Annotated in this window: 20 protein-coding genes and 1 pseudogene; 9 read left to right on the forward strand and 12 right to left on the reverse strand. The window is 38.5% G+C overall.

All coding sequences use genetic code 11. The annotated features are described in order from the left end of the window. Window positions 1-68: 68 nt before the first annotated feature. The gene (msrA, locus tag QMA08_RS01680; RefSeq protein WP_290173422.1) at window positions 69-1,358 is read right to left on the reverse strand and encodes a peptide-methionine (S)-S-oxide reductase MsrA; all 1,290 of its coding nucleotides are present in this window, start codon (window positions 1,356-1,358) and stop codon (window positions 69-71) included. 248 nt (window positions 1,359-1,606) lie between these two features. On the opposite strand from msrA, the gene pxpB reads away from it, so the two are divergent. The 6 genes and pseudogenes from pxpB to QMA08_RS01710 all read left to right on the forward strand — a co-directional run bounded on the left by pxpB (window position 1,607) and on the right by QMA08_RS01710 (window position 6,864). Continuing rightward, window positions 1,607-2,272: a 5-oxoprolinase subunit PxpB gene (gene pxpB, locus QMA08_RS01685; RefSeq protein WP_290173423.1), complete on the forward strand. Its 666-nt coding sequence runs from the start codon at window positions 1,607-1,609 to the stop codon at window positions 2,270-2,272. Continuing rightward, complete coding sequence (locus QMA08_RS01690; RefSeq protein WP_290173424.1) at window positions 2,265-3,191, forward strand: biotin-dependent carboxyltransferase family protein; 927 nt, start codon at window positions 2,265-2,267, stop codon at window positions 3,189-3,191. The genes pxpB and QMA08_RS01690 overlap by 8 nt, the downstream gene beginning before the upstream one ends. A gap of 43 nt (window positions 3,192-3,234) precedes the next feature. Next, window positions 3,235-3,517 (forward strand): annotated as a pseudogene (locus tag QMA08_RS01695) (DUF979 family protein); the annotation flags it as partial. After that, the gene (gene pcp / locus QMA08_RS01700; RefSeq protein WP_290173426.1) at window positions 3,510-4,178 is read left to right on the forward strand and encodes a pyroglutamyl-peptidase I; all 669 of its coding nucleotides are present in this window, start codon (window positions 3,510-3,512) and stop codon (window positions 4,176-4,178) included. The pseudogene QMA08_RS01695 and the gene pcp, both read left to right, overlap by 8 nt. A gap of 153 nt (window positions 4,179-4,331) precedes the next feature. Next, a complete protein-coding gene (gene asnB, locus QMA08_RS01705) occupies window positions 4,332-6,005 on the forward strand; it encodes an asparagine synthase B (RefSeq protein WP_290173427.1) in 1,674 nt (557 codons plus the stop codon). Next, window positions 5,989-6,864, forward strand: coding sequence for a PhzF family phenazine biosynthesis protein (locus QMA08_RS01710; RefSeq protein WP_290173428.1), 876 nt, complete (start codon window positions 5,989-5,991; stop codon window positions 6,862-6,864). The genes asnB and QMA08_RS01710 overlap by 17 nt, the downstream gene beginning before the upstream one ends. 209 nt (window positions 6,865-7,073) lie before the next feature. On the opposite strand, the gene egtD is transcribed toward QMA08_RS01710, so the two are convergent. Together egtD and egtB are read right to left on the reverse strand one after the other, a co-directional pair. Continuing rightward, window positions 7,074-8,048: an L-histidine N(alpha)-methyltransferase gene (gene egtD, locus QMA08_RS01715; protein ID WP_033041141.1), complete on the reverse strand. Its 975-nt coding sequence runs from the start codon at window positions 8,046-8,048 to the stop codon at window positions 7,074-7,076. After that, window positions 8,045-9,316, reverse strand: coding sequence for an ergothioneine biosynthesis protein EgtB (egtB, locus tag QMA08_RS01720; RefSeq protein WP_290173429.1), 1,272 nt, complete (start codon window positions 9,314-9,316; stop codon window positions 8,045-8,047). Before egtB ends, egtD begins: the two co-directional genes overlap by 4 nt. Window positions 9,317-10,210: 894 nt before the next feature. Here egtB and QMA08_RS01725 point away from each other — a divergent pair. Beyond that, window positions 10,211-11,791, forward strand: coding sequence for a BCCT family transporter (locus tag QMA08_RS01725; RefSeq protein WP_149605572.1), 1,581 nt, complete (start codon window positions 10,211-10,213; stop codon window positions 11,789-11,791). 80 nt (window positions 11,792-11,871) lie between these two features. On the opposite strand, the gene QMA08_RS01730 is transcribed toward QMA08_RS01725, so the two are convergent. The 3 genes from QMA08_RS01730 to QMA08_RS01740 form a co-directional block, all read right to left on the reverse strand. Beyond that, window positions 11,872-12,582, reverse strand: coding sequence for a 3'-5' exonuclease (locus tag QMA08_RS01730; protein WP_002961194.1), 711 nt, complete (start codon window positions 12,580-12,582; stop codon window positions 11,872-11,874). Between the two features lie 3 nt (window positions 12,583-12,585). Continuing rightward, a complete protein-coding gene (locus QMA08_RS01735) occupies window positions 12,586-14,481 on the reverse strand; it encodes a DUF294 nucleotidyltransferase-like domain-containing protein (RefSeq protein WP_039489770.1) in 1,896 nt (631 codons plus the stop codon). Window positions 14,482-14,629: 148 nt separating this feature from the next. Continuing rightward, the gene (locus tag QMA08_RS01740) at window positions 14,630-15,637 is read right to left on the reverse strand and encodes a rhodanese-related sulfurtransferase (protein WP_002961191.1); all 1,008 of its coding nucleotides are present in this window, start codon (window positions 15,635-15,637) and stop codon (window positions 14,630-14,632) included. 208 nt (window positions 15,638-15,845) lie between these two features. On the opposite strand from QMA08_RS01740, the gene QMA08_RS01745 reads away from it, so the two are divergent. After that, window positions 15,846-17,174 carry a DEAD/DEAH box helicase gene (locus tag QMA08_RS01745; RefSeq protein ID WP_002961190.1) on the forward strand — a complete coding sequence of 443 codons (1,329 nt, stop codon included), beginning with the start codon at window positions 15,846-15,848 and terminating at the stop codon, window positions 17,172-17,174. 2 nt (window positions 17,175-17,176) lie between these two features. Continuing rightward, a complete protein-coding gene (locus tag QMA08_RS01750) occupies window positions 17,177-18,010 on the forward strand; it encodes a S1-like domain-containing RNA-binding protein (protein WP_002961188.1) in 834 nt (277 codons plus the stop codon). A gap of 39 nt (window positions 18,011-18,049) precedes the next feature. Here QMA08_RS01750 and QMA08_RS01755 read toward each other — a convergent pair whose 3' ends face one another. From QMA08_RS01755 to rpsA, 6 genes are all read right to left on the reverse strand, one after another. Beyond that, entirely contained in the window at window positions 18,050-18,424 is a 375-nt protein-coding gene (locus tag QMA08_RS01755) for a hypothetical protein (protein WP_039489775.1), read from the reverse strand. 93 nt (window positions 18,425-18,517) lie between these two features. Next, a complete protein-coding gene (gene pyrF, locus QMA08_RS01760) occupies window positions 18,518-19,222 on the reverse strand; it encodes an orotidine-5'-phosphate decarboxylase (protein ID WP_149602755.1) in 705 nt (234 codons plus the stop codon). Window positions 19,223-19,266: 44 nt separating this feature from the next. After that, window positions 19,267-20,403 (reverse strand): lipopolysaccharide assembly protein LapB, encoded by a 1,137-nt coding sequence (lapB, locus tag QMA08_RS01765; protein WP_002961182.1) that lies wholly within the window; start codon window positions 20,401-20,403, stop codon window positions 19,267-19,269. Between the two features lie 2 nt (window positions 20,404-20,405). Then, window positions 20,406-20,687, reverse strand: coding sequence for a LapA family protein (locus QMA08_RS01770; protein ID WP_039489780.1), 282 nt, complete (start codon window positions 20,685-20,687; stop codon window positions 20,406-20,408). A gap of 21 nt (window positions 20,688-20,708) precedes the next feature. Continuing rightward, window positions 20,709-20,996, reverse strand: a complete 288-nt coding sequence (gene ihfB / locus QMA08_RS01775) for an integration host factor subunit beta (RefSeq protein WP_002961178.1) — start codon at window positions 20,994-20,996, stop codon at window positions 20,709-20,711. A 67-nt stretch (window positions 20,997-21,063) separates the two neighbouring features. Then, a complete protein-coding gene (rpsA, locus tag QMA08_RS01780) occupies window positions 21,064-22,731 on the reverse strand; it encodes a 30S ribosomal protein S1 (protein WP_002961176.1) in 1,668 nt (555 codons plus the stop codon). Window positions 22,732-22,800: the final 69 nt, after the last annotated feature.

Below are 22,800 nucleotides of genomic sequence, written 5' to 3' on the forward strand. Positions count from 1 at the left end.
TATGATAAGCCTATTTTGTTTTATGCAAAAAAAAGCCTGATTAAAATCAGGCTTCGCAAAGAAAGGGTTTAGCTTTTATCTCTCGGTACAAAATCAAGGACTGTTGCATTAATACAGTAACGATCTCGACCTCTTGGACCTTCACCTGGAAATAGATGCCCTAAGTGTATGCCTGTACTTTTAGAGCGAAGCTCAATGCGTGTCATGCCCCAGCTGCTATCGTCGTGCTGTGTTACGTTGTTTTTTACAGGATGAGTAAAGGACAACCAACCAGTACCTGAGTTAAACCTATCGCTTGTATCAAATAGTGGCTCGCCACTTAATTTATCAACAAAAGTGCCGTCTGGTGTATTTTTAAACTCTTTGTACTCTTTACAGTAAGGTCTATCTGTTCGTGCATCAAATGCAACTTTATAAGCATCACTGTTACCTAGTTTAAAAGCGCCTAATGCTTTATAAAACTCTTCAGGCGTTGCGTAACCTTGACGACCATATACCTCAACGCCATTTTCTAAAAACAAAATGGTTGGTGTTGCCCACGTGGCTGACTTAATAGTTAAATCATCAAGTTGGTCAGCATGGCGAAACGACATTGGTATTGTTCCTTTGTAATCATTTGCGACTGCTTTTTTAAACTTTTCACAATATGGGCAGTATTCACGTGAATCAAGTACCACTATTTGCTTTCCTGCTAGTAAAGCAGTGTTATCTACTTTTTCTACAGGTGTTTTATTAAAAACAACACCGGTAGAGTGATCGGGACAATAGCCATTAGGATTCTTTTCTAAATAATTTTGATGATACTCTTCTGCCGATACAAAACCTTGAAGCGGTTTAATAACTGTTTCAATTTTGCCATAGCTCGCATCAGTTAAAAGCTGCTGATATTGCGATTTAACTTGCTCAGCTACTTTAGCTTGCGCATCAGTGGTCGTTAATACAATTGAGCGATATTGCGTACCAATGTCGTTACCTTGGCGATTTTTTTGCGTAGGGTCGTGACTTTCAAAATAGTTTTTTAAGAGATCTTTTGCTGAAATTATATTGCTGTTATACATAACTTGTACAACTTCAGCATAATTGTTCTCGTCAAAACGACGAGACTGATCAGTAATGTTTCTGTAGGTAGCTTTAAAGCCATTGCCGTCAGCGTACCCCGATTCAGCATCAATAACGCCATTAAGCGCTTCGTAGCGTTTTTCGGCTCCCCAAAAACAACCCGATCCAAGTACAATGGTTTCTACATGCATGGTGGCTTCTACATTACTGTGCTCAACCTTTTCCATAGATAAAGCAAAGCTGCCTGCGCTAAATATAATAGCAGCGCCTGATAAATATAATAAATGCTGGTGTTTCATAAAGTACCTCTTAAACAAGTGCGTGCTAACTAAGACCTCCTTATCCTAATTTTCATTTCAACCTAATTACTTATTTAGTACGAAGCGTATTAAGTTTTGGTCTTCAATAAGTTAAATACAATTAATTGAATATAAAACTACTCTTAAAGTATGTTGGGCAATAAACATAACCACTTAGTCGCAATGGTGTAAATAAATTAATAAAACTGTGTTACGTTTAAATTATGTTGTACAAATAGGTTTATTTAATGAAGCCAGCTCCTCATATTTATGCATTAACAAACAGTAGTTTACTGTTTGATGCATCGCATTTAGACGCTACAGATAGACTCTCTATTCAAAAGAAAATTTGGGCTTTAGCTAGCCACTGTAAAAGCACTGATGAATTTAACGATTTAGTGCCAGCCATGAACTCGCTCACTCTTTATTTAAAATCAGATAAACACTTAAATAAGTGGGTACAAGTGCTACCTTCGCTGTGGAATGATATTAAAACGAGTACTTTTAAGGGGCAGCATCACTTAATCAAAACCTCATACAAGGGTGAGGACATTAATTACGTGGCTCGCTATCATAATTTAAGTGCCGATGAAGTTATTAATATTCATAGTAAAACCAAGTACTACGTTTTATTTTTAGGCTTTCAGCCCGGTTTTGCTTACCTACATGGCTTAAATGAGCAATTACATACACCAAGACGTGATAAGCCACGTACTAGGGTTCCTAAAGGCTCTGTTGCGATAGGTGCTGCACAAACCGGCATTTACCCCGCAGATACCCCAGGTGGTTGGCATATAATAGGCCATACAGATACTGCTTTGTTTGATTCGACCTCTGAGCAACCTTGTTTAATTCAACCAGGCGATACGCTTGAATTTGTTCCGCTCGTTAATAAAGGAGCAAATCATGATTAAAGTACTTAAAAGTGGTGTATTACTTACAATTCAAGATTTTGGCCGTGAGGGCTACCGCCATTTAGGTGTAAGCAAAGCGGGCAGCCTAGACCCTTATGCACAAATAATTGCTAATAGATTACTTAACAATAACGACAATGATGCCGTTTTAGAAATAACTGTGGGTTTGTGCGAACTGGAATTTACCTGCGACACAGTAATTGCGCTTCATGGTGCAGATTTGCAAGCAACCCTTGATGGACATGCAATTTATCCTGGTTGGACATACACAGTAAAAAACAAACAAGTCCTAAGTTTTGCTACTGGTAGAGCAGGCTTAAGAGCTTATTTAGCAGTGAAAGGCGGTATACAAAATGCTGAGGTTATGGGTTCTAAGTCTACAGATTTAAACGCATGTTTTGGTGGTTTTGAAGGTAGATCTCTCACCACTGGTGATGAAATACCTATTACTCCTTATTATGGAGAGTTTATAAAGGTAGGCGCAATTGCTCCCGCCCAGCGCAAACTTATACGCCTGCATCCAAGTCCTCATGCCAACTTATTAGGCGATACTTTACTTAGCAACTTTGTGTCTACCGCTTTTAAAGTCAGCAATAATAGTAACCGAATGGGCGTAAGGCTTGAGCATAAAAATAATTTGGGGCATTCGCACTCTTTGCCATCATTAGGGGTGAGCCCTGGGAGTATTCAATTACCACCAAGTGGAGAGCCAATTGTGTTACTAAATGATGGCCAAACCACAGGGGGCTACCCTCTGTTAGGGACTGTTATTGAAGCCGACTTACGTCAATTTGCACAATTTAGACCTTTAGATACTGTTGAGTTTAAATATGTAACGTTTGAAGAAGCAGCAAAGGCGAAGCAGAAACTTGACGGACACCTACATCAATTGAGCCTTGCACTTAAAAATAACCTATAAAATATTCTAAAAATAAATAGGAAAACTATGTTCGACTTAAATTATTGGCCCTGATAATCGTTTTATACTGGTTTTTTGTATTGTGTAGGTATGGCATTTTTAATTGGAGGTCATGGCGCAAGCCCTGCTCCATTAGTTGCGCTCGGCATGTATAGCGGTTATTGCGGTATGTTAATGACGCCTATGACAGCAAATTTAATATTCTTCCTGCAGCTCTTTTAGACTTAAAAGATAAGTGCTATGTAATAAAGGTTCAAATTCCGACGGCAGTTACCTTACTCGCCGTTAATATTATTTTAATGTATAGCTTGGTGTTTAATGACTAAATCAACTTCTTCTATGGCGTGTGTATTAATAACCGGCTTTGCGCCTTTTGGTGGCGAAACTATCAATCCTTCTTGGCAAGCAGTGCAAAAACTTGATGAAACTATCATCATGAAACACAAAATATGTACACTAGAACTTGCCTGTGAGTTTAATACGTCTATTAGTCAGCTTATAAACGCCATTGAGTCACATAATCCGGCGGTTGTTTTATGTATAGGCCAAGCCGGTGGGCGCAGCGAAATATCAATTGAGCGTATTGCAATAAACGTTGACGATGCACGTATTAAAGACAATGCAGGTAAGCAACCTGTCGATTCACCAATAGAAAAAAATGGCCCTGATGCCTATTTCACAAATTTACCCATAAAGCGTATGTTTCAAGCACTGCACAACAGCAATATACCTGCTGCCATTTCCAATACGGCAGGTACGTTTGTATGCAATCACGTTATGTATGGCCTTATGCATTATATAAATGATCACTGCGCTGTAATGAAAGGTGGCTTTGTGCATATTCCTTATTTACCAAGCCAAGCTGTGCACCACAATGGCGCACCAAGCATGTGTAAAGACACTGTTATTAACGCGCTAAAAGTGATGATTGCACAAGCTTTGAACAATAATAACGACGTAAAAATAACAGCAGGCACCACGCATTGACCACTTTGGTGCGGTTACATATAACTTGGTGCATAAATTATTCTTAATTAATTGTAAAAGCTATGTGACTTGAGTAATTTTTTCTGATAAAACAAGGTTTCGCAGCACAGCAAATTGGCTTTGCTGCACACATAATAGGAATGAGGAGTTACTATGTGTTCAATTTTTGGGGTATTAGATATTAAATCTGATCCCGCTCAATTGCGTACCCAAGCAATTGAAATGTCAAAGCTGCTTAGACACCGTGGCCCAGATTGGTCTGGTGTATATGCATCTGAAAAAGCTATTTTAGTACATGAGCGTTTAGCTATTGTTGGTGTATCAAGCGGTGCACAGCCTTTATATAATCCTGAAAAAACAAATATTTTAGCGGTTAATGGCGAGATTTATAATCATAAAGAACTTGCAGCAGAGCTAGATGTTGATTTTACTTTTCAAACTCAATCAGACTGTGAAGTTATTTTAGCGCTTTATAAACAAAAAGGGCCTGACTTTTTAGATGATCTAAATGGCATTTTTGCATTTTGTTTATACGATGAAGAAAATGACGCTTACTTAATTGGCCGTGACCATATTGGTATTATCCCGCTTTACACTGGTCACGACGAGCACGGTAACTTTTACGTTGCTTCTGAGTTAAAAGCACTTTCTCCAATTTGTAAGCATATTGAAGAATTTCCACCAGGGCATTACCTGTACAGCAAAGATGGCAAAATGACACCTTATTACAAGCGTGATTGGGAAACATTTGATGCAGTTAAAGATAACAGCGCACAAGCGCAAGACGTTAAAGATGCATTAGAAGCGGCCGTTAAACGCCAGCTAATGTGTGACGTGCCTTACGGTGTATTACTTTCTGGTGGTTTAGACTCATCGGTTATCTCTGCTATTACCCAGCGCTTTGCTGCCAAACGTATTGAAGATAACGACGAAAGCGATGCATGGTGGCCTAAGCTGCATTCTTTTTCAGTAGGCCTTGAGGGTTCACCTGATTTAGCCGCTGCCCAAAAAGTAGCTGACATGATTGGTACTATTCACCACCCTATCATTTTTACCATTCAAGAAGGTATTGATGCTCTGCGTGAAGTGATTTACCACATTGAAACGTATGATGTAACAACGATTCGTGCCTCTACACCTATGTACTTAATGGCTCGCCAAATTAAAGCGATGGGCATTAAAATGGTGTTATCTGGCGAAGGTGCTGATGAGCTATTTGGTGGTTACTTATACTTCCATAAAGCCCCTAACGCACAAGAGTTTCATGAAGAGCTAAACCGTAAAGTATCAAAACTGCATATGTTTGACTGTTTACGTGCTAATAAATCAATGGCAGCATGGGGCGTTGAAGCACGTGTACCGTTCCTTGATAAAGAATTTGTTGATGTTGCTATGCGTATCAACCCTGAAGCTAAAATGTGTAAAGATGGCAAAATCGAAAAACACATTTTACGTGAAGGTTTTGATGGCTACTTGCCTGATGAAGTTTTATGGCGCCAAAAAGAGCAATTTTCAGACGGTGTTGGTTACAGTTGGATTGATACGTTAAAAGAGTTTGTAAATGAGCAAGTGAGCGATCAAGAGCTTGCAAATGCTAAATTTAAATACCCTATTAATACGCCAGATTCAAAAGAAGCTTACTACTACCGTACTATTTTTGAATCGCACTTTCCTGGTGATGCATCAGCTAAATGTGTACCGCATGGTAAATCGGTAGCGTGTTCGACTCCTGAAGCACTTGCATGGGACGCATCGTTCCAAAACAATGCAGATCCATCAGGTCGTGCTTCGGGCGTTCATAACGACGCTTATGCAAGCAAAGGATAACACTCTTTGTTTAACGAAGCGTAAGCCCAAATGGCTTACGCTTCGCTTTATAAAACTCACTTCCACCGAATCTGTTTTTTATAGCCCTGCAAATAACTTAAAAGGCTCTAGTGCTTTAATTGTTATTTATAAAATTGGGTTAACATCAAAAACAATGCAATATATTGCATCACAATCAAACCACCCTGCTACCGTATTTTTAAATCAAAATGAGATAACTAAACGCCATTGTAATATTCGCTGGTTTAACCAAACAAGTGAAATTAAACGCTGTGGGCATGGTACTTTAGCGGCCGCTAATTTTTTAATAAAGTATTTTGGTTATTGCCCTGAAGTATTTACAGCAATGAGTCATGAGCGCTTTACTATAAGAGTAAAAAAACAACGCGCCCAGTTGTTACTAAAAAGTATAGAGCCAAAAAAAAGCGAATTAGCTAAAGGTGAGTTAAAAAGTGTGTTTTCAACCGCAATAAAAGTAGCCTACAGTACCGGTGATAAAAACGGTTATACGGTTGTATTATTTAATAAAGAATTTAATGAAGAATTTAGTAAAGACGTTGAAAAAGACTATTTAAAAAGCTTACATGTTGATTTTAAGGCTTTGAGTAAACTCCACAAAAATGCAGTTATAGCGCTTAGTATAAAAAATAAAGACAAGAAAAATGCCATAGCGCATTTTAGATATTTTGCACCCCAGTTTGGAGTAAATGAGGACAGTGCAACGGGCTCTGCGGTATCTGTTATTGCCCCCCTGCTATTTAGACTGTACGGTTTAAATAAAGCTATGCTTGTACAGCAATCAAATAGTGGCGCATTGCTAAACTATGAGTTTAACAATGCTAAAGTTGTCATTTACTAGGGCGTGTTGATCTTTGCGAATTGAAATTTGTTCAATCTAGGGGCGATTAAATCGCGGCGCGAGGTTTGTAACCTAGTGGGCTAAGTAAAAATCGAGCAACCAAGAGTTTATCGCCCTTAGGCAGAACCCGAAAGGCAGCACATGTTTGGCATTTATGCTGCGTTATCGCCTATCAAAGATCAACACGCCCTAAACATATTAAGTAACGTTTATAGCGGCCTTAATAAGCACAATGCAAAATAATTACTATCGTCTTGCCATGTTTGCTCTAACTTTAAATTAGCTTGCGCTGCAAGCTGCTTAAACGATTCGAGCGTGTACTTGTGAGAGTTTTCTGTATGGATACTTTCGCCTTCAATAAAGTCTATTTGCTGATCATTTATAATCACGCTTTGATTACAGTTACTTACTAAATGCATTTCAATGCGGCTATGTTGCTCGTTAAAGCGTGACTCGTGGCTAAAGTTATCTAAATTAAATGTGCCACTTAGCTCGTTATTAATACGTTGTAGTAAATTTTTATTAAATGCAGCGGTGATCCCCGCTTTATCGTTATATGCATCAAGTAACACTTGGCGCTCTTTTACTAAATCAACCCCAATTAATACATAACCGTTTACACCACATAAGCGATGGAAATTATTCATAATTTCTATGGCTTTAACTGGGGCAAAATTACCAAGAGTAGAGCCCGGAAAGTACACCAAATTAGTTTGACTGTCTAAAGCGGTGTCTTTGGTTAGCTGTTTAACCATTTGGCTATGTGTAAAGTCTCCTAGTAATGGCGAAATTGCCAAATCTGGAAATAATGGCGACAAATGTGCAAGTGAATAACTGAGCATCTCCTCAGAAATTTCAAACGGTACGAAGGTTTTTACGTTTGCCATGTGCGCTAATAAATACGCGACCTTTTTACCCGAACCACACCCAGGCTCAATAATAGAAAGGTTTTCAGGTAGCATTTGAGCAATTGACTGCGAGTATTGCTCTAAAATAGACAACTCCGTACGTGTAACATAATACTCTTGTAAGGATGTTATTTGCTCGAATAATGCAGCACCTTTATCATCGTAAAAATACTTACACGGAAGCGTTTTTTGTTGTTGAGTTAATCCGCTTATCACGTCGTTTAAAAATTCAGTGTCGGTTATGTTACTTTGTTTAATCGCTGTTACTTGGCTCATACTATATCCTTAGCTAGTCTTATCCCGCTGCACATCCACGCTTGATGTGGGTAATAAAAATTTCGGTATGTTTGTCGTAAATGGTTTTGAGGGGTAAACACACACCCGCCCCGTAACACCATTTGGTTATTCATAAATTTACCATTGTATTCCCCTGCTACTCCTTCAATAGGCTTAAAACCGGGGTATGGCAAATATGCACTGTTTGTCCATTGCCAACATGAATCCGTTAACTGGTTTATTTCAGTATCATCTTTTGCTTGTTGTGGTGTTAGGTAGTTATTATTAGTGTCTGTTAATGGTGTATTTTTAGCTGCATATTCCCATTCGAACTCTGTAGGCAAGCGAGCCCTTACAAAATTAGCATAGGCGCTGGCCTCAAAATAACTAACATGGCTGATGGGGGCACTTAAATTTAAAGGCTGCAATCCATAGTGTGTAAACTCAAACCATTCGTTATTTATGCAATGCCAATATAATGGATGCGTTAAACGAGTGTTTTGAATATGCGCCCAACCGTCGCTTAACCAATATTGTGGATTGCTATATCCACCGGCATTTATAAAGTCTAAATATTCACCATTAGTGACCAATCTATTAGCAAAACTGAATGGATGAATTAGTACTTGGTGTTTGGGGCACTCATTATCATATGCAAATTCATCGTCGGCATTTGTGCCAATATTAATAATGGCTTGTTCAAAATTGATAAAATTAAGGGGTTTAATATCAGCTGATTTTTTTTGGCTATTTAAAAGCGATGTTTTATATTGAGGAAATATTGGATTTACTGAAAAGTTATATTTGATGTCCATAAGCATTAGTTCTTGATGCTGTTGCTCGTGGTGTAACCCAAGTTCAATAATATCTTTAATGTGCGGGTCAACGTCAGTCTTAAGTAATTCAATCACGCGGCTATCTACATGTTCTCTGTAAGCTAGCACTTCGTCTAAACCTGGCCTAGATAAGCTTCCTCTGTTTGCCCGTTTAAATTGCTCTCCAATCCCATTGTAGTAAGAATTAAAAAGCATTTTATAGTGAGGGTTAAACACTGCGTACTGTTTACAATGAACACTAAGTAAAAACGTTTCAAAAAACCACGTGGTATGCGCTAAATGCCATTTAGTAGGACTGGCATCAGCCATAGCTTGTAATTGGCAATCTTCTACAGTGAGTGGTTCAATAATAGCTAGGCTTTCGTCTCTAACGATGCAAAAGCGTTTAACAAGTTCTTTTTGATTGGTATCGTATGTAACGCTTTCACGCATAATAGTATTAATCCTTTGCCTATCTATTTATAAAATATAGCTTAGGGCATGCTGAGCTTTTTGGATTGAAATTTGTTCAATCTAGGGGCGATTAAATCGCGGCACGAGGTTTGTAACCTAGTGGGCTAAGTAAAAACCGAGTAACAAAGAGTTAATCGTCCCTAGAAAGAACCCAAAGGGCAGTGTATGTTTGGTATTTATGCTGCGTTATCGCCTATTTATGGGGAATGACCACACTACATAGCCTCTGCCTTGCCTAAAAACCAAACACACTACTGCAAATTCAATCGCCAAAATTCAACATACCCTAATGTTGTGTTAAATCATATTCATATTACAACTTGATTAAAGATGCTTATCGGCTTATAAATTTATAATAGCTTTGAAGAGAAATTTGCTCTTTGCTAGCCGGCTTTTGATTATTTTTATTTGCATGCAAGCATGAAAAATAACGCATAAGCTGTTACCGAACCGCTAAGCTATAAATCTAGGAGCGATTAAATTGCGCCTAGATTTAATAAATTTCAATCCTAAAAGACTAACAAGCCCTAATATTTAAGCATTAATTAAGCTACTTAAAAATGATCTTTTTTTACTTAACCAAGTAAATTAATACTTTTAATAGCAAACTAAATTTTAACGTTCACTGAATTTTTAAATTTAGGGCTTTTAAATGAAAGAATCATGAATTTGGCCATATAAACAGCGTTTTAAATACAAATTCATTTACATTTAATATTTAACTCATACACTACTAGCTGTATGATCACGCTTCAAATTAGTTAGTCTTCAAATAATTACGGTATTACTTTTTACTTAATATTTAAAGACTAATGTAATTCGATATGACGCCGAATTTATTTTGGCTTGTTAGGACAACTAAAGAGGTATTGCATGAAGGAAAATCATGACAAATATAGTATTGACAACACGGATTACACCGTAGGTCAGGACAACGTACAAAAGTGGGGGTTTGATATTCACAACCCTGTTTTTGGAACTAGTGCGGGCCTGATTGTCATCTTTTTAATCGCCATACTTGTTACCGACCCACAAACTGCAAAAACAGCGCTTGATAGTATTAAGACCGATATTATTAATAATTTTGATGCCCTATTTATGTGGGCTGCTAACTTCTTTGTACTCTTTTGTTTAGCACTTATTGTTTCTCCTTACGGTAATATTCGCCTTGGTGGTGATGACGCTAAACCTTCTCACTCTCGCGTTTCATGGCTTGCTATGTTATTTGCTGCGGGTATGGGTATCGGCCTTATGTTTTGGGGCGTTGCTGAACCAGTTGCTTACTTTACTGGTTGGTACGAAACACCGCTTAATGTAGCCGCTAATACACCAGAAGCTGCAAAATTAGCAATGGGCGCAACTATGTTTCATTGGGGTCTTCACCCTTGGGCTATTTACGCTGTTGTTGGTTTATCTCTTGCATTTTTTACCTATAACAAAGGTTTACCGCTTTCAATTCGTTCTATTTTTTACCCTATATTAGGTGATAGAGCTTGGGGTTGGCCTGGTCATATCATTGATATCTTAGCTGTACTTGCTACGTTATTTGGCCTTGCAACATCTTTAGGTTTAGGTGCGCAGCAAGCTTCTGCAGGTATTAACCATGTATTTGGTACAGAAGGTGGCATTGGCTCTCAAATTCTAGTTATTGCGGGTGTAACACTTTTAGCCATTGTCTCTGTGGTTCGTGGTATTGACGGTGGTGTGAAACTGCTAAGTAATGTAAATATGCTAATTGCGTTTTCATTATTATTGTTTGTATGTTTAGTAGGCTTTGCTGTAGCAATGGGTAATGTACCAACTACCGTGATGGGCTATGTAGAAAATATTATTCCATTGAGTAATCCTCACGGTCGTGAAGACGAAACATGGATGCATGGTTGGACTGTGTTTTACTGGGCTTGGTGGATTTCCTGGTCACCGTTTGTAGGTATGTTTATCGCGCGTGTATCACGTGGTCGTACAATTCGTGAATTCTTAATTGCGGTTTTACTTATCCCTACTCTAGTTACTGTTTTATGGATGTCTATTTACGGCGGTATTGCGATTGATCAAGTAGTTAATGGTATTGGTGCGTTAGGCACTAATGGTTTAACTGAAGTACCTTTAGCTATGTTCCAAATGCTTGATGAATTACCTTTATCTAATATTTTATCGTTTATTGCAATTTTATTAGTGTTGGTATTTTTCATTACGTCATCTGACTCTGGTTCATTAGTAATTGATTCAATTACAGCTGGCGGTAAAATTGATGCACCGGTACCACAACGTATATTTTGGGCATCGGTTGAGGGCGCAATTGCAGCTGCTTTACTTTGGATTGGTGGCACACAAGCAATTGAAGCACTACAAGCAGGCGCTGTCTCTACAGGCTTGCCATTTACTATTGTATTATTATTTATGTGTTTAAGTTTAGTTTTAGGTTTACGAACTGAGCCTCGCCCAGTTAAATAATACTTTTAGTAAGTAATACTTTTAATTAGTAACGAAAACGCCGCAATTTTTGCGGCGTTTTTTTGTTTGGTCATTAAAAGCTAGAGCCACAGTTCTGAGACTGGAGTATCTACACGATAATGATAACTCAGCTGCGCTTGTAAAAGCTCTGCTGTAGCAAGTGCATCCGTTAACGCATTGTGATTTTGATATGCTGGTAGGGAATAACGCGCACGGCAATCTGTTAGCCTAAGAGAACCTAATTTTGTGTTAAACAATCGCCCTAATAACCCCTGCCTTGCTTTTAGTGCTCTTTTTTCTATTTCCATTGTATCAACAAGTGCAAACTCAATACCTTCTTTAAGCCTTAACAATAACGCATTATTTAAAAAGTGACGTTCTATTGCGGCATAATGCACCACGACAACTTTACCACTGAGCGCTTCAAGTAAAGGCTCTATAATTTGATTTAAGTCGGGGGCGTCGTCCACCTCAGAGTGCGTTATTCCATGTATTAAAATAGACTCTTCATGAAGGTTTCGCCTAGGCTGCACAACCCAATGCCGACTGTGCTTACAATAAATGCGCTCTAAATTGAACGGGACTAAACCAACACTCACTATATCGTCGTTTTGGCTATTTAAGCCTGTTGTTTCAAAATCCATTGCTACAAAAGGCACGTCTTTTATTGCAGCTTTGTCTTGATTATAAGCACCCGCATAAAAGTGTTTTAAGAGTTTATTTTTGGTGCTATTGGCAAGCTCGTTATACCTAGCTTGCCAATCAATTGCTTTATGATTACGCGGATTCATAGGCTACTTCACACCAGAGTTTGCTGTGTAGCTAAATTTTAAATAGCTTTGTGCTTTTTCTAAAATGGCAAATGCCTCTTTTAAGTTTCGTTGCTCGAACGGAGAAAGTAAATGTGGATCTAAGTCGTTATCGGGCTCTTCGCCCTTCTCTATTTGCCACGCTTGATGGCGAATTCGCATCATGGCAATATACTCAAGTGCATCACGTAAATCTTGCGCTTTACCCTGTGGTAAAAGTTTCGCTTCAATAATGTCTTCTAGTCGCTCAAACGAATTTTGTTTACGCGAACCAATAGCCAATGCGTGCACGCGAATAACATCAGAAAGAGGTGCAGTCCCTCTTCTCTTTAAGTTCATTGAACGCTTATGTTGGCCATTATGTTCCATAACAAAGCCTTTAAAGAAACCAAGTGGAGGTGTTCTATTTCTAGCATTTGCTGCCATATTAGCTAAAAATACGCGATTTACTTTACTTTGTTTTGCTATAAATATTTTAAGCTCGTCGGCCCACTTGGTTTTACCCCACACACCGTCTAAGTCAAAAAATATAGAACTATTAAGCAGTGCTTGTGGTTTTGGCTGCGCTATCCAATCTGCAAATTGATCGAACCACTGTGAGCGAGTTTTACGCCATTTTTTAAACGACGCCATAATTTCTCCATCACAGTAGGTGTAACCACACTGCGCTAAACCATCACACACAAAATCGGCAATATTTTGAAAATACGCGTTATGTTTTTCGTCGTCGTAACTGTCATCTAAAATAAGCGCGTTGTCTTGATCGGTTACAATTAGTTGCTCGTCTCGAGCCATTGAGCCCAGAGCAATAAAACAGTAAGGCACAGGAGGTGGCCCAAACTTTTCTTCTGCTAATACAAGTAGTCTTTGTTTAAATGTACGCCCTATAACAGCCATGGCTGTACCAACCATGTGTGAGTTTGCATCTTCATTCACCATACGAACAAACACATTGGGCAATTGGCGTGCATAATGCGCCAAATCCTCTATTGTTTGTTGAGCCAGTATGCCACGTACAAGTAATAAGCTACTTTGGGATTCATAACGCAAAATATCAGAGAGGGAGATAACGCCTATTGGGCGTCTTTTTTGTACTACTGGCAAATGATGTAAGTTATCTCTAAGCATGGCCAATACGGCTTCGAAAATATAGTCATTAGCATCTAAAAGCACTAAATTAGTGGACATAATGTCTTTTGCTTGCGTGTTAAAGGCAAGCCCTTTAGCCACTACTTTAGTGCGTAAATCCCTATCGGTTATTATACCAACTACTTGTCCGTCATCTTCTTCTGGGTCATCATTTATGGGTTTATTTACATCGGTTACCAACACTGACGATACCGCCTCTTCGGTCATTAATTTAGCGATATCTTGTATCGTAGAGGTTGCATCTACGGTAACTACATCTCTGTGTATTAATGATTTTACCTTCGCGGTTGTCAGGTCATTGCCATCGGCTTGCTCGACAATAGCTTGATGCAAACGCACGTTACCGTCTGTTTCGAAGTAATCAGCAAACGCATCAAACTCATCACAGTAACGATTAAATAGCTCAACATTTATGCAATAAACTAACGTATCTTCCAGAGCAGTTGCAGGAAAACGCACCTTACGGTTCATCAATAAACCCATTTGACCAAATATACCTGCGGTAGCCAAACGATTGTACAGCTCGCCATTTCGGCGATACATTTCTACAGAACCACTTCTAATTACATACAAATCAGAAATGTCTTGTCCAAAACTCAAGATATCTGTTTTTGCTCTAAAATAAGCCACTTCTACTTGTTGAGCTAGCTCATTAAGCGCTTTTTGAGGTAAGTCATCAAAAGGAGGATGTTGTGCTAAAAATTGTGCGATTTCAACTTGTTCGGCTTGCATAAATCCCTTCCTGTATGCGCATTAAAATGACTAAATCTATTTTGCAGATTAACACTATCATCGGGGTGTGAAAACAATTACTGCACAATTTTGGGCACAAAAAAAGAGCCTAAATAGACTCTTTAAATGTAATACTTATTGTATAAATTTATTTACCGCGCTGAGCGTCTTTTTGGGCTTTTTTAGCTTCTTTACGTTGCTGTAAAACAGCTTGTGCTTCATTACCAATATGGCCCTCACCACGCGCTTGCGCTAATTCTATTTGCTTTTGGCGCTCTGCAAAACGTGCGCGTTGTTCGTCCGTTACTTCTTCAATACAATGATGACAAGAGACGCCTTCCATGTATTCAGGCTTTAACTTTTCGTCTTCTGTAATTGGCATACGACACGCGTGGCATTGATCATAAGAGCCTTTTTGTAGGTCGTGATCAACCGCAACGCGATTATCAAATACAAAACACTCGCCTTCCCACATGGTTTCTTCTTTTGGCACTTCTTCTAGGTATTTTAAAATACCGCCTTCAAGGTGATAAACTTCATCAAAACCTTGCTCTTTCATGTAGGCTGTCGATTTTTCGCAGCGGATACCGCCAGTACAAAACATCGCCACTTTTTTGTGTTTTTCAGGGTCTAAGTTTTCTTTTGCCCACTGTGGAAATTCACGGAACGTTTTAGTATTTGGATCGACCGCATTTTGAAATGTACCAATTTCAATTTCGTAATCATTACGTGTATCAATTAAAATTACTTCAGGGTCAGATATAAGTGCGTTCCACTCATTTGGCTTAACATAGCTACCCACAACTTTTAACGGATCTACGCCTTCAACGCCCATCGTTACAATTTCTTTTTTTAGTTTTACTTTAGTTCGGTAAAACGGACATTCATCGTCGTAAGATTCTTTTGTAACGATGTTTTTTAAATTTGGTTGCTCATCTAGCCATGCTAATAAGTTGTCTATCCCTTCACGTTTTGCAGAAACAGTGCCGTTTATACCTTCGGCAGCGAGCAATAAAGTACCGCGTACTTCATTTGCTTCCATCACTTCTAATAATGGCTTACGGATAGCTTCAAATTCAGGTAAACCTACAAACTTATACAGCGCACATACTACAAAGTGATCGCCCGTTACATTATCTTTATGAACAACAGTCATTATATTTCCTATTTTGCCTTGTTAGCCAATATTGGCGTTTACCGAATCGTAAATCCGGCGCATATGGGGCGCGTATTTTACGCTTTTTTAGTTTAATTGCAAAAAATAGCGCTATAGATTGGTTTTTACTGTTAGCGACCTAGCTGTGTAAGCTATAATGCGCTAATAAATTTATAGAGTTAATTTGCTCATTTTGGAGAAACACACATTGCAGTTTACTGATCTTGGGATTGATACACGCCTTGAAACACAATTAGCACATCAAGGGATCACCCAGCCCACCGATATTCAAGCGCATGCAGTGCCTACCGCACTTGCAGGGCATGACATTTTCGCTCAGTCTAAAACTGGGTCGGGCAAAACCTTGGCGTTTTTATTACCTGCTGTACAAAGGGTTATGAAACAAAAAGCACTCAGCAAACGCGATCCTCGTGTACTTATTGTTGCTCCTACGCGTGAGCTTGCTACGCAAGTATTTACTCAGCTGCGTTTATTAATTGCTGGCACAGCTATTAAGGCAGTTAAAATACTTGGCGGCGAAAACTTTAATGACCAAATAAAAGCACTTAGAAACGACCCACAATTCGTAGTTGCTACACCTGGGCGTTTAGCTGATCACATTACAAAACGCTCATTGCAATTGAGTGGACTAGAGCTGCTTATTTTTGATGAAGCCGATCGTATTTTAGATTTAGGCTTTACCGAGCAGTTAAAAATGATTAACGAGCAAGCTAATCACCGTTTACGTCAAACGTTATTGTTTTCTGCAACACTTGACCATGCACAAGTAGATGCGCTATCACGTAACCTATTAAAAAAACCAAAGCAAATTACGCTAAGTGCAGCAAATGAGCAACATAGCGATATTAAACAAACGTTATACCTTGCCGATCACCTTGATCATAAAGAAGCGCTATTAGAGCACTTTTTAAATCAAGATGATGTTGGTCAATGTATTATCTTCACAGCAACGCGTTCTGACACGAGCCGTTTGAGTGAAGCGCTTAATGCTAAAGGCTTCAAATCTGTAGCGCTTGCTGGTGATTTAACGCAAAACAAACGTTTAGATATCATGGATTCGTTTAGTCGCGAAAACTTTAAAATATTGATCACCACCGACGTTGCTTCTCGTGGTTTAGATTTATTAAGCGTAACGCACGTTATTAACTTTGATTTACCAAAACACGCCGAAGAGTATGTACACCGCATAGGTCGTACAGGACGTGCTGGCTTTAAAGGAAATGCAATTTCATTAGTTGGCCCAAAAGATTGGGCAAGTTATTTAGCTATTAAAGCATTTTTAAATGACGAATTAAAATTTGCGAGCGTAGAGAGCTTAAAAGCTAAGTTTAAAGGTTTAAAAGAGAAAAAACCTGAGGCAGCGTGGGACAAATCTAAAGAAAAAGCCGCCGCTGTTAAAAAGCCTGCATTTAAACGCAAAGCTAAACCTAAAAAGCCTACAGCACCAATTAAAGCACCGATGAACATTGATGGCGATACACCAATGCGCCGTAAAAAAAAGCCTGAGCAGGAATAATTATGAGTTACCTAGGAACCACACAAACATTATTTGTAAAAGAAGTGAGTAACGAAGGTGCTTACTTAGACGGCCATGATTTAGGTGAAGTATTTTTACCAAAACAAGAAATAAAACATGAGCTTGAAGCGGGCGATAGTATTAGTGTATTTATCTTTTTAGACAATGCTAATTTAGCCACAGCAACAATAAAGAAACCACATGCTCAAGTTGGCGAGTATGCCCTACTACGCGTTAAAGAAATAAATAGTATTGGGGCATTTTTAGATTGGGGCCTTGAGAAAGATGTGCTTGCACCTTTTAATGAACAAAAGCCACGCATGCAAGAAGGCCATTCTTATTTAGTACGTCTGTACCTTGATAATGCAAGCCAACGTATTTGTGCCTCAAACAACTTTAATCGTTTCCTATCAAAAGATGAGCCGCAATATACTCACTTACAAGAAGTGGATTTAATTGTTGCTGGCAAAACAGATATTGGCTACAAGGTATTAATTGAAGAGTCGCACTTCGGTGTTGTTTTTTACAATATGGTATTTAAAAGCTTATTTGTGGGTCAAAAGCTTAAAGGCTATATTCAAAAAGTACGTGACGACGGAAAAATTGATGTTGTACTAGAAAAGCCAGGTATGGGAAAAGTAAGTGACCTTGGTGAAACTATTATGCAAAAGCTTAAAAACGAAGGCGGTGTTATTCCACTTGGTGATAAGTCTGATCCTGAAGCAATAAAAAAGATGTTTTCTACAAGTAAGGCTAATTATAAAAAAGCAATTGGTGGCTTATTTAAACAAGAGTTAATAGATATTGAAGCGAAATCCATTCGCTTAAGATCTTAATTATAATTGGCTGTAATTACTAATAATACCTGTTAGTAATTAACCTAAAATATATTTATAAGGCAATGTACATTGCGTATATTGCCTTGAATAATCAAGCACTTCAACTTCCGACTCAAGATTGAGCGGTGCCAAACGAAAAACCTTTTTTTCACATTCTGTTTTTTTATCATCAAGCTTTGATATACATTCACTAACGCTTACATGCTGAGATATAAGTGTATCTTCATTTTTGTAACACAGATGATGAGCATAATCTTGCATTGTTTTTTTAAAATCAAACATATCGACTGGGTACGTTGGAATTATATCTGTAACGGTTGTTACACCATCGTATGCTTTATTAGAAAAAACGTACTTATTTACTGAAAAACCCGCAATAACAATTATTATAGAACCAAAAAATAACTTCAAAACAAACCCCTACTACATTTTGATTTTATTAATGTAACATAAAACTCACATAAGGTAAGGGGTTTTAGCACTATATGACTGCTTATTGTTAAATTAAGCTATAGAGTTATTAACATCACTAAGCACTTTTACAGGATTATCTGCTTGAGTAATCGGTCTGCCTATAACTAAATAGTCACTTCCTGAATCTATAGCTTGCTTAGGAGTCATTATACGCTTTTGATCACCCGCATCACTCCCTTCAGGGCGTATACCAGGCGTAACAAGCTTAAAGCTATCACCTAACTCTGTTTTTAAAGCTTTTGCTTCTTGTGCAGAACACACAACACCATCAAGCCCAGCTTCCTTTGCAAGCTTAGCTAAATAGATAACTTGCTCTTGAGCTGATTTATCAACACCTAAACGCTTAAGCTCTGTTTCATCCATACTTGTTAATACAGTAACAGCGATAAGTAATGGCGCTTTGTCACCAAATTTCTCTAGAGCCGATTTAGCTTTGCTCATCATTTCAAAGCCACCAGAAGCATGAACGTTTACCATCCACACACCCATTTTAGCAGCTGCAGTAACCGCTTTAGCTACTGTATTAGGAATATCATGAAACTTTAAATCTAAGAAAACATCAAAACCTAAATCAATTAACTCTTTAACAAATGCAGGTCCAAAATAGGTAAACATTTCTTTGCCGACCTTGAGACGGCAAGTATCAGGAGAAAGTTGTTTAACAAAGTTTAAAGCAACTTCTTGATCATCGTAATCTAATGCAATAAGAATTTTTTTTGAGTGTTCGAAAGACATAACTATCCTAGTGAATGGCAGTAAAGTTATTAATTATGGGGTTATTAAAATCCGTCTAAGCCTCGACTTGGAACAATGGTTTCCCAATGCTTACAAGAAGGGCAGTTCCAATATATGGTGTAGCTTGTAAAACCACAATGCTGGCATTGAAAATCTGGTTTTGTAGCAATATAAGAGGTTACAAGCTTATCAATTTCGTTAAGTACTTCTTTAGTATTTTTATTTTGGTCACCCATTAATTGCAGTAAAAAACTAAAACCACGAATAGTAGGTTGACGTTTTAAGCTATCAGTTAAAAATTCAAAGGCTTGCTTAGTGTGACCTTGCTCAAGTAATGCTTGGCAATGCTTTATTTTAATTAATACACCGCCCTTCTCTAACAAGTCACTGACTAACTCGTGAAATTGATGCGTCAAATTCAATTGTTTATAACTGTGTGCAAGCTCATCAATAAACAACGGAGCAAACAAGGTAAATTGAGAGACAAGTTCACGCCAGTAATAAATAGCTTTAACGTAATCTTCTTTTGCGTAAGCAACTAACCCTAACTCGTAAAGCGGACGCACGGCTTTATAATTTAAGCTAATCGCTTTTCTCATTAGTTGGGGTGTATTGTCACTTAAAGCTGACTCACAATAAAAATTAGCAATTGCTTTAAATTGCTGTTCTTTTGAAAATAGTTCGCTATGAGCTTCAAACATGTTGATGCCTTTTTCCCACTCACGGGTTTGCGAATATAAAGTGATAATAGGGTCCAGCGCTTCTACATGCCCTGCTTTAACTAACCAAACTAAGTGCTCTTCCGCACTATCTAATAGTCCGGCCATTATATAATCTTCGGCTAGTTCTAAACGGCTAGTTGCAGCTTGTTGTTCATTTAAGCTTGGGTGTTTTAACAGAAGTTCATGAATTTTTATTGCGCGGTCTAATTCACCTCTACGGCGAAACATGGTGGCAAGTGTAGAATAGTGTTCAACCGAGTCGGCTGAAACTTCAAGTAAGTTGATTAAATGCTCTAAGCCTTGATCTTCTTCTCTATCGAGTAGAAATTTTAAGCCTTTGCTATATTCAGAAGTGATCTGACGATTAAGTTGATGAGCTTGGTTTTTAGCACTGTTTTTACCCATAATCCAACCGTAACCAGCGGCAACAGGTAATAGTAAAAACAAAAGCTCAATCATAGTTAGGTGTCTTTATTCGCGGCAAGCTTTTTTTTATCTTTTTCAGGCGCTAATTGCTTTTTTAAGCGGTAGTTTTGCCACTTTAATTGCGAAAACAATTTAAAGCTAATAAAACAACCAATCAAAACACCTAATAAAAAGCAGATACTTATTATTACAGCTAAAGGTAGTGTATTACTGGCTATAATGTAATTTACTTGTACTAATTGTGGGTTTTGTGACCCTAATACAAATGCACTGATAAGGCATAGTGCAACCAGAATAATTTTTAATACCTTGAACAAGTAACTACTCCACTAAGTTAACTAGGCAATGCTTTCATTCACGCGGTCGCGCAATTCTTTGCCTGGTTTAAAATGAGGTACATGCTTTCCTTCAAGCTCAACTGTATCGCCAGTCTTAGGATTACGACCTGTGCGAGGAGCGCGGAAATGCAAAGAGAAACTACCAAAACCTCTGATCTCAATACGATCTGAAGTAGATAATGAGCCGGCCATTTGTTCAAGAATTTCTTTTACAGCATTCTCAACATCTTTCACTGGAACGTGTGCGTGTTGTTCCGCAAGTATTTCTATCAATTCTGACTTAGTCATAGCGTTTCCTTAAAAAGAGATATAGGAAGGGCAAAAAATGCCCTTCCAACTAAAAACTAATTATATATTAGTCTTTTTGTGCATTTGCGAAAGCAGCTGCCATTGCGTTTTCAAACACTGGCTCTTCTTTCTTAAGCTTCTCTAGTACTTCTTTCTCTTCTGCTTCGAAAAGAGCTTTTACAGATAAGCTTAAAGTGCGGTTCTTACGATCAACACCAACGTATTTAACTTCAATCTCGTCGCCTACAGAAACAACAGTAGTTGCATCTTCAACGCGCTCTTGAGCGATATCAGCTACACGGATGTAACCTTCAACGCCTTCGATAAGTTCAACAGTTGCGCCTTTCGCATCAACTTCAGTCACTTTACCTTTAACAATAGCACCTTTTTTGTTTGCATCAAGGTAGTTATTGAATGGGTCAGCTTCGATTTGCTTAACACCTAGAGAGATACGTTCACGCTCTGGGTCAACTTGCAATACGATAGCAGTGATTTCGTCACCTTTCTTGAATTCACGTACAGCTTCTTCGCCAGGTGTATTCCAAGAAATGTCTGAAAGGTGTACAAGACCGTCAATACCACCGTCAAGACCGATAAAGATACCGAAGTCAGTGATTGATTTGATCTTACCAGTAACTTGATCGCCTTTGTTTTGTAGACGAGCAAATTCCTGCCAAGGATTAGCAATACATTGCTTAAGACCAAGAGAAATACGACGACGTTCTTCGTCGATTTCTAAAACCATAACTTCAACAGTGTCGCCAAGGCTTACAACTTTTGAAGGATGGATGTTCTTGTTAGTCCAATCCATTTCAGAAACGTGTACTAAACCTTCAACGCCTTCTTCGATTTCCACGAAACAGCCGTAATCTGTAAGGTTAGTAACACGACCAGAAAGTTTAGAACCTTCTGGGTAACGACCAGCGATAGCTGCCCATGGATCTTCACCAAGCTGTTTAAGGCCTAGAGAAACACGAGTTTTATCTTTGTCGAATTTTAGAACTTTAACTGCGATTTCGTCGCCAACATTAACGATTTCTGAAGGGTGCTTAACACGCTTCCAAGCCATATCAGTAATGTGTAGTAGACCATCAACACCACCAAGGTCAACGAATGCACCGTAGTCAGTAAGGTTCTTAACGATACCTTTAACTTCTTGGCCTTCAACAAGGTTAGCAAGAAGCTCTTCACGTTCTTGTGAGTTTTCAGATTCGATAACTGCACGACGTGAAACAACAACGTTGTTACGTTTTTGGTCAAGCTTGATTACTTTAAATTCAAGCTCTTTGCCTTCAAGGTGAGTTGTGTCACGTACTGGACGAACATCAACAAGTGAACCAGGTAGGAAAGCACGGATTGAATCAACTTCAACTGTGAAACCGCCTTTAACTTTACCGTTGATAACACCAGTAACAGTCTCTTGCTCTTCACATGCTTTCTCAAGACGGATCCATGCTTCGTGACGCTTAGCTTTCTCACGAGAAAGGATAGTTTCACCGAAACCGTCTTCAATTGCATCTAGTGCAACATCTACTTCGTCGCCTACAGCAACTTCTAGTTCACCAGCAGCATTTTTGAACTGCTCTGCAGGGATAGCACTTTCTGATTTAAGACCAGCATCTACAAGTACAATGTTATTCTCGATAGAGATTACTGTACCTTTAACGATAGAGCCTTGCTCTGCTTCAAAACCCTTTAAGCTTTCTTCAAATAACTGCGCAAAATTTTCTGACATACGAATATACGTCTCATATATTAATACCAATAAGCAACCATGCTGCATGGGGTTGTTAAAATAGCACTG

It is taken from the genome of Pseudoalteromonas sp. APC 3355, assembly GCF_030407615.1.
GTDB classification, from domain to species: Bacteria; Pseudomonadota; Gammaproteobacteria; order Enterobacterales; family Alteromonadaceae; genus Pseudoalteromonas; species Pseudoalteromonas distincta.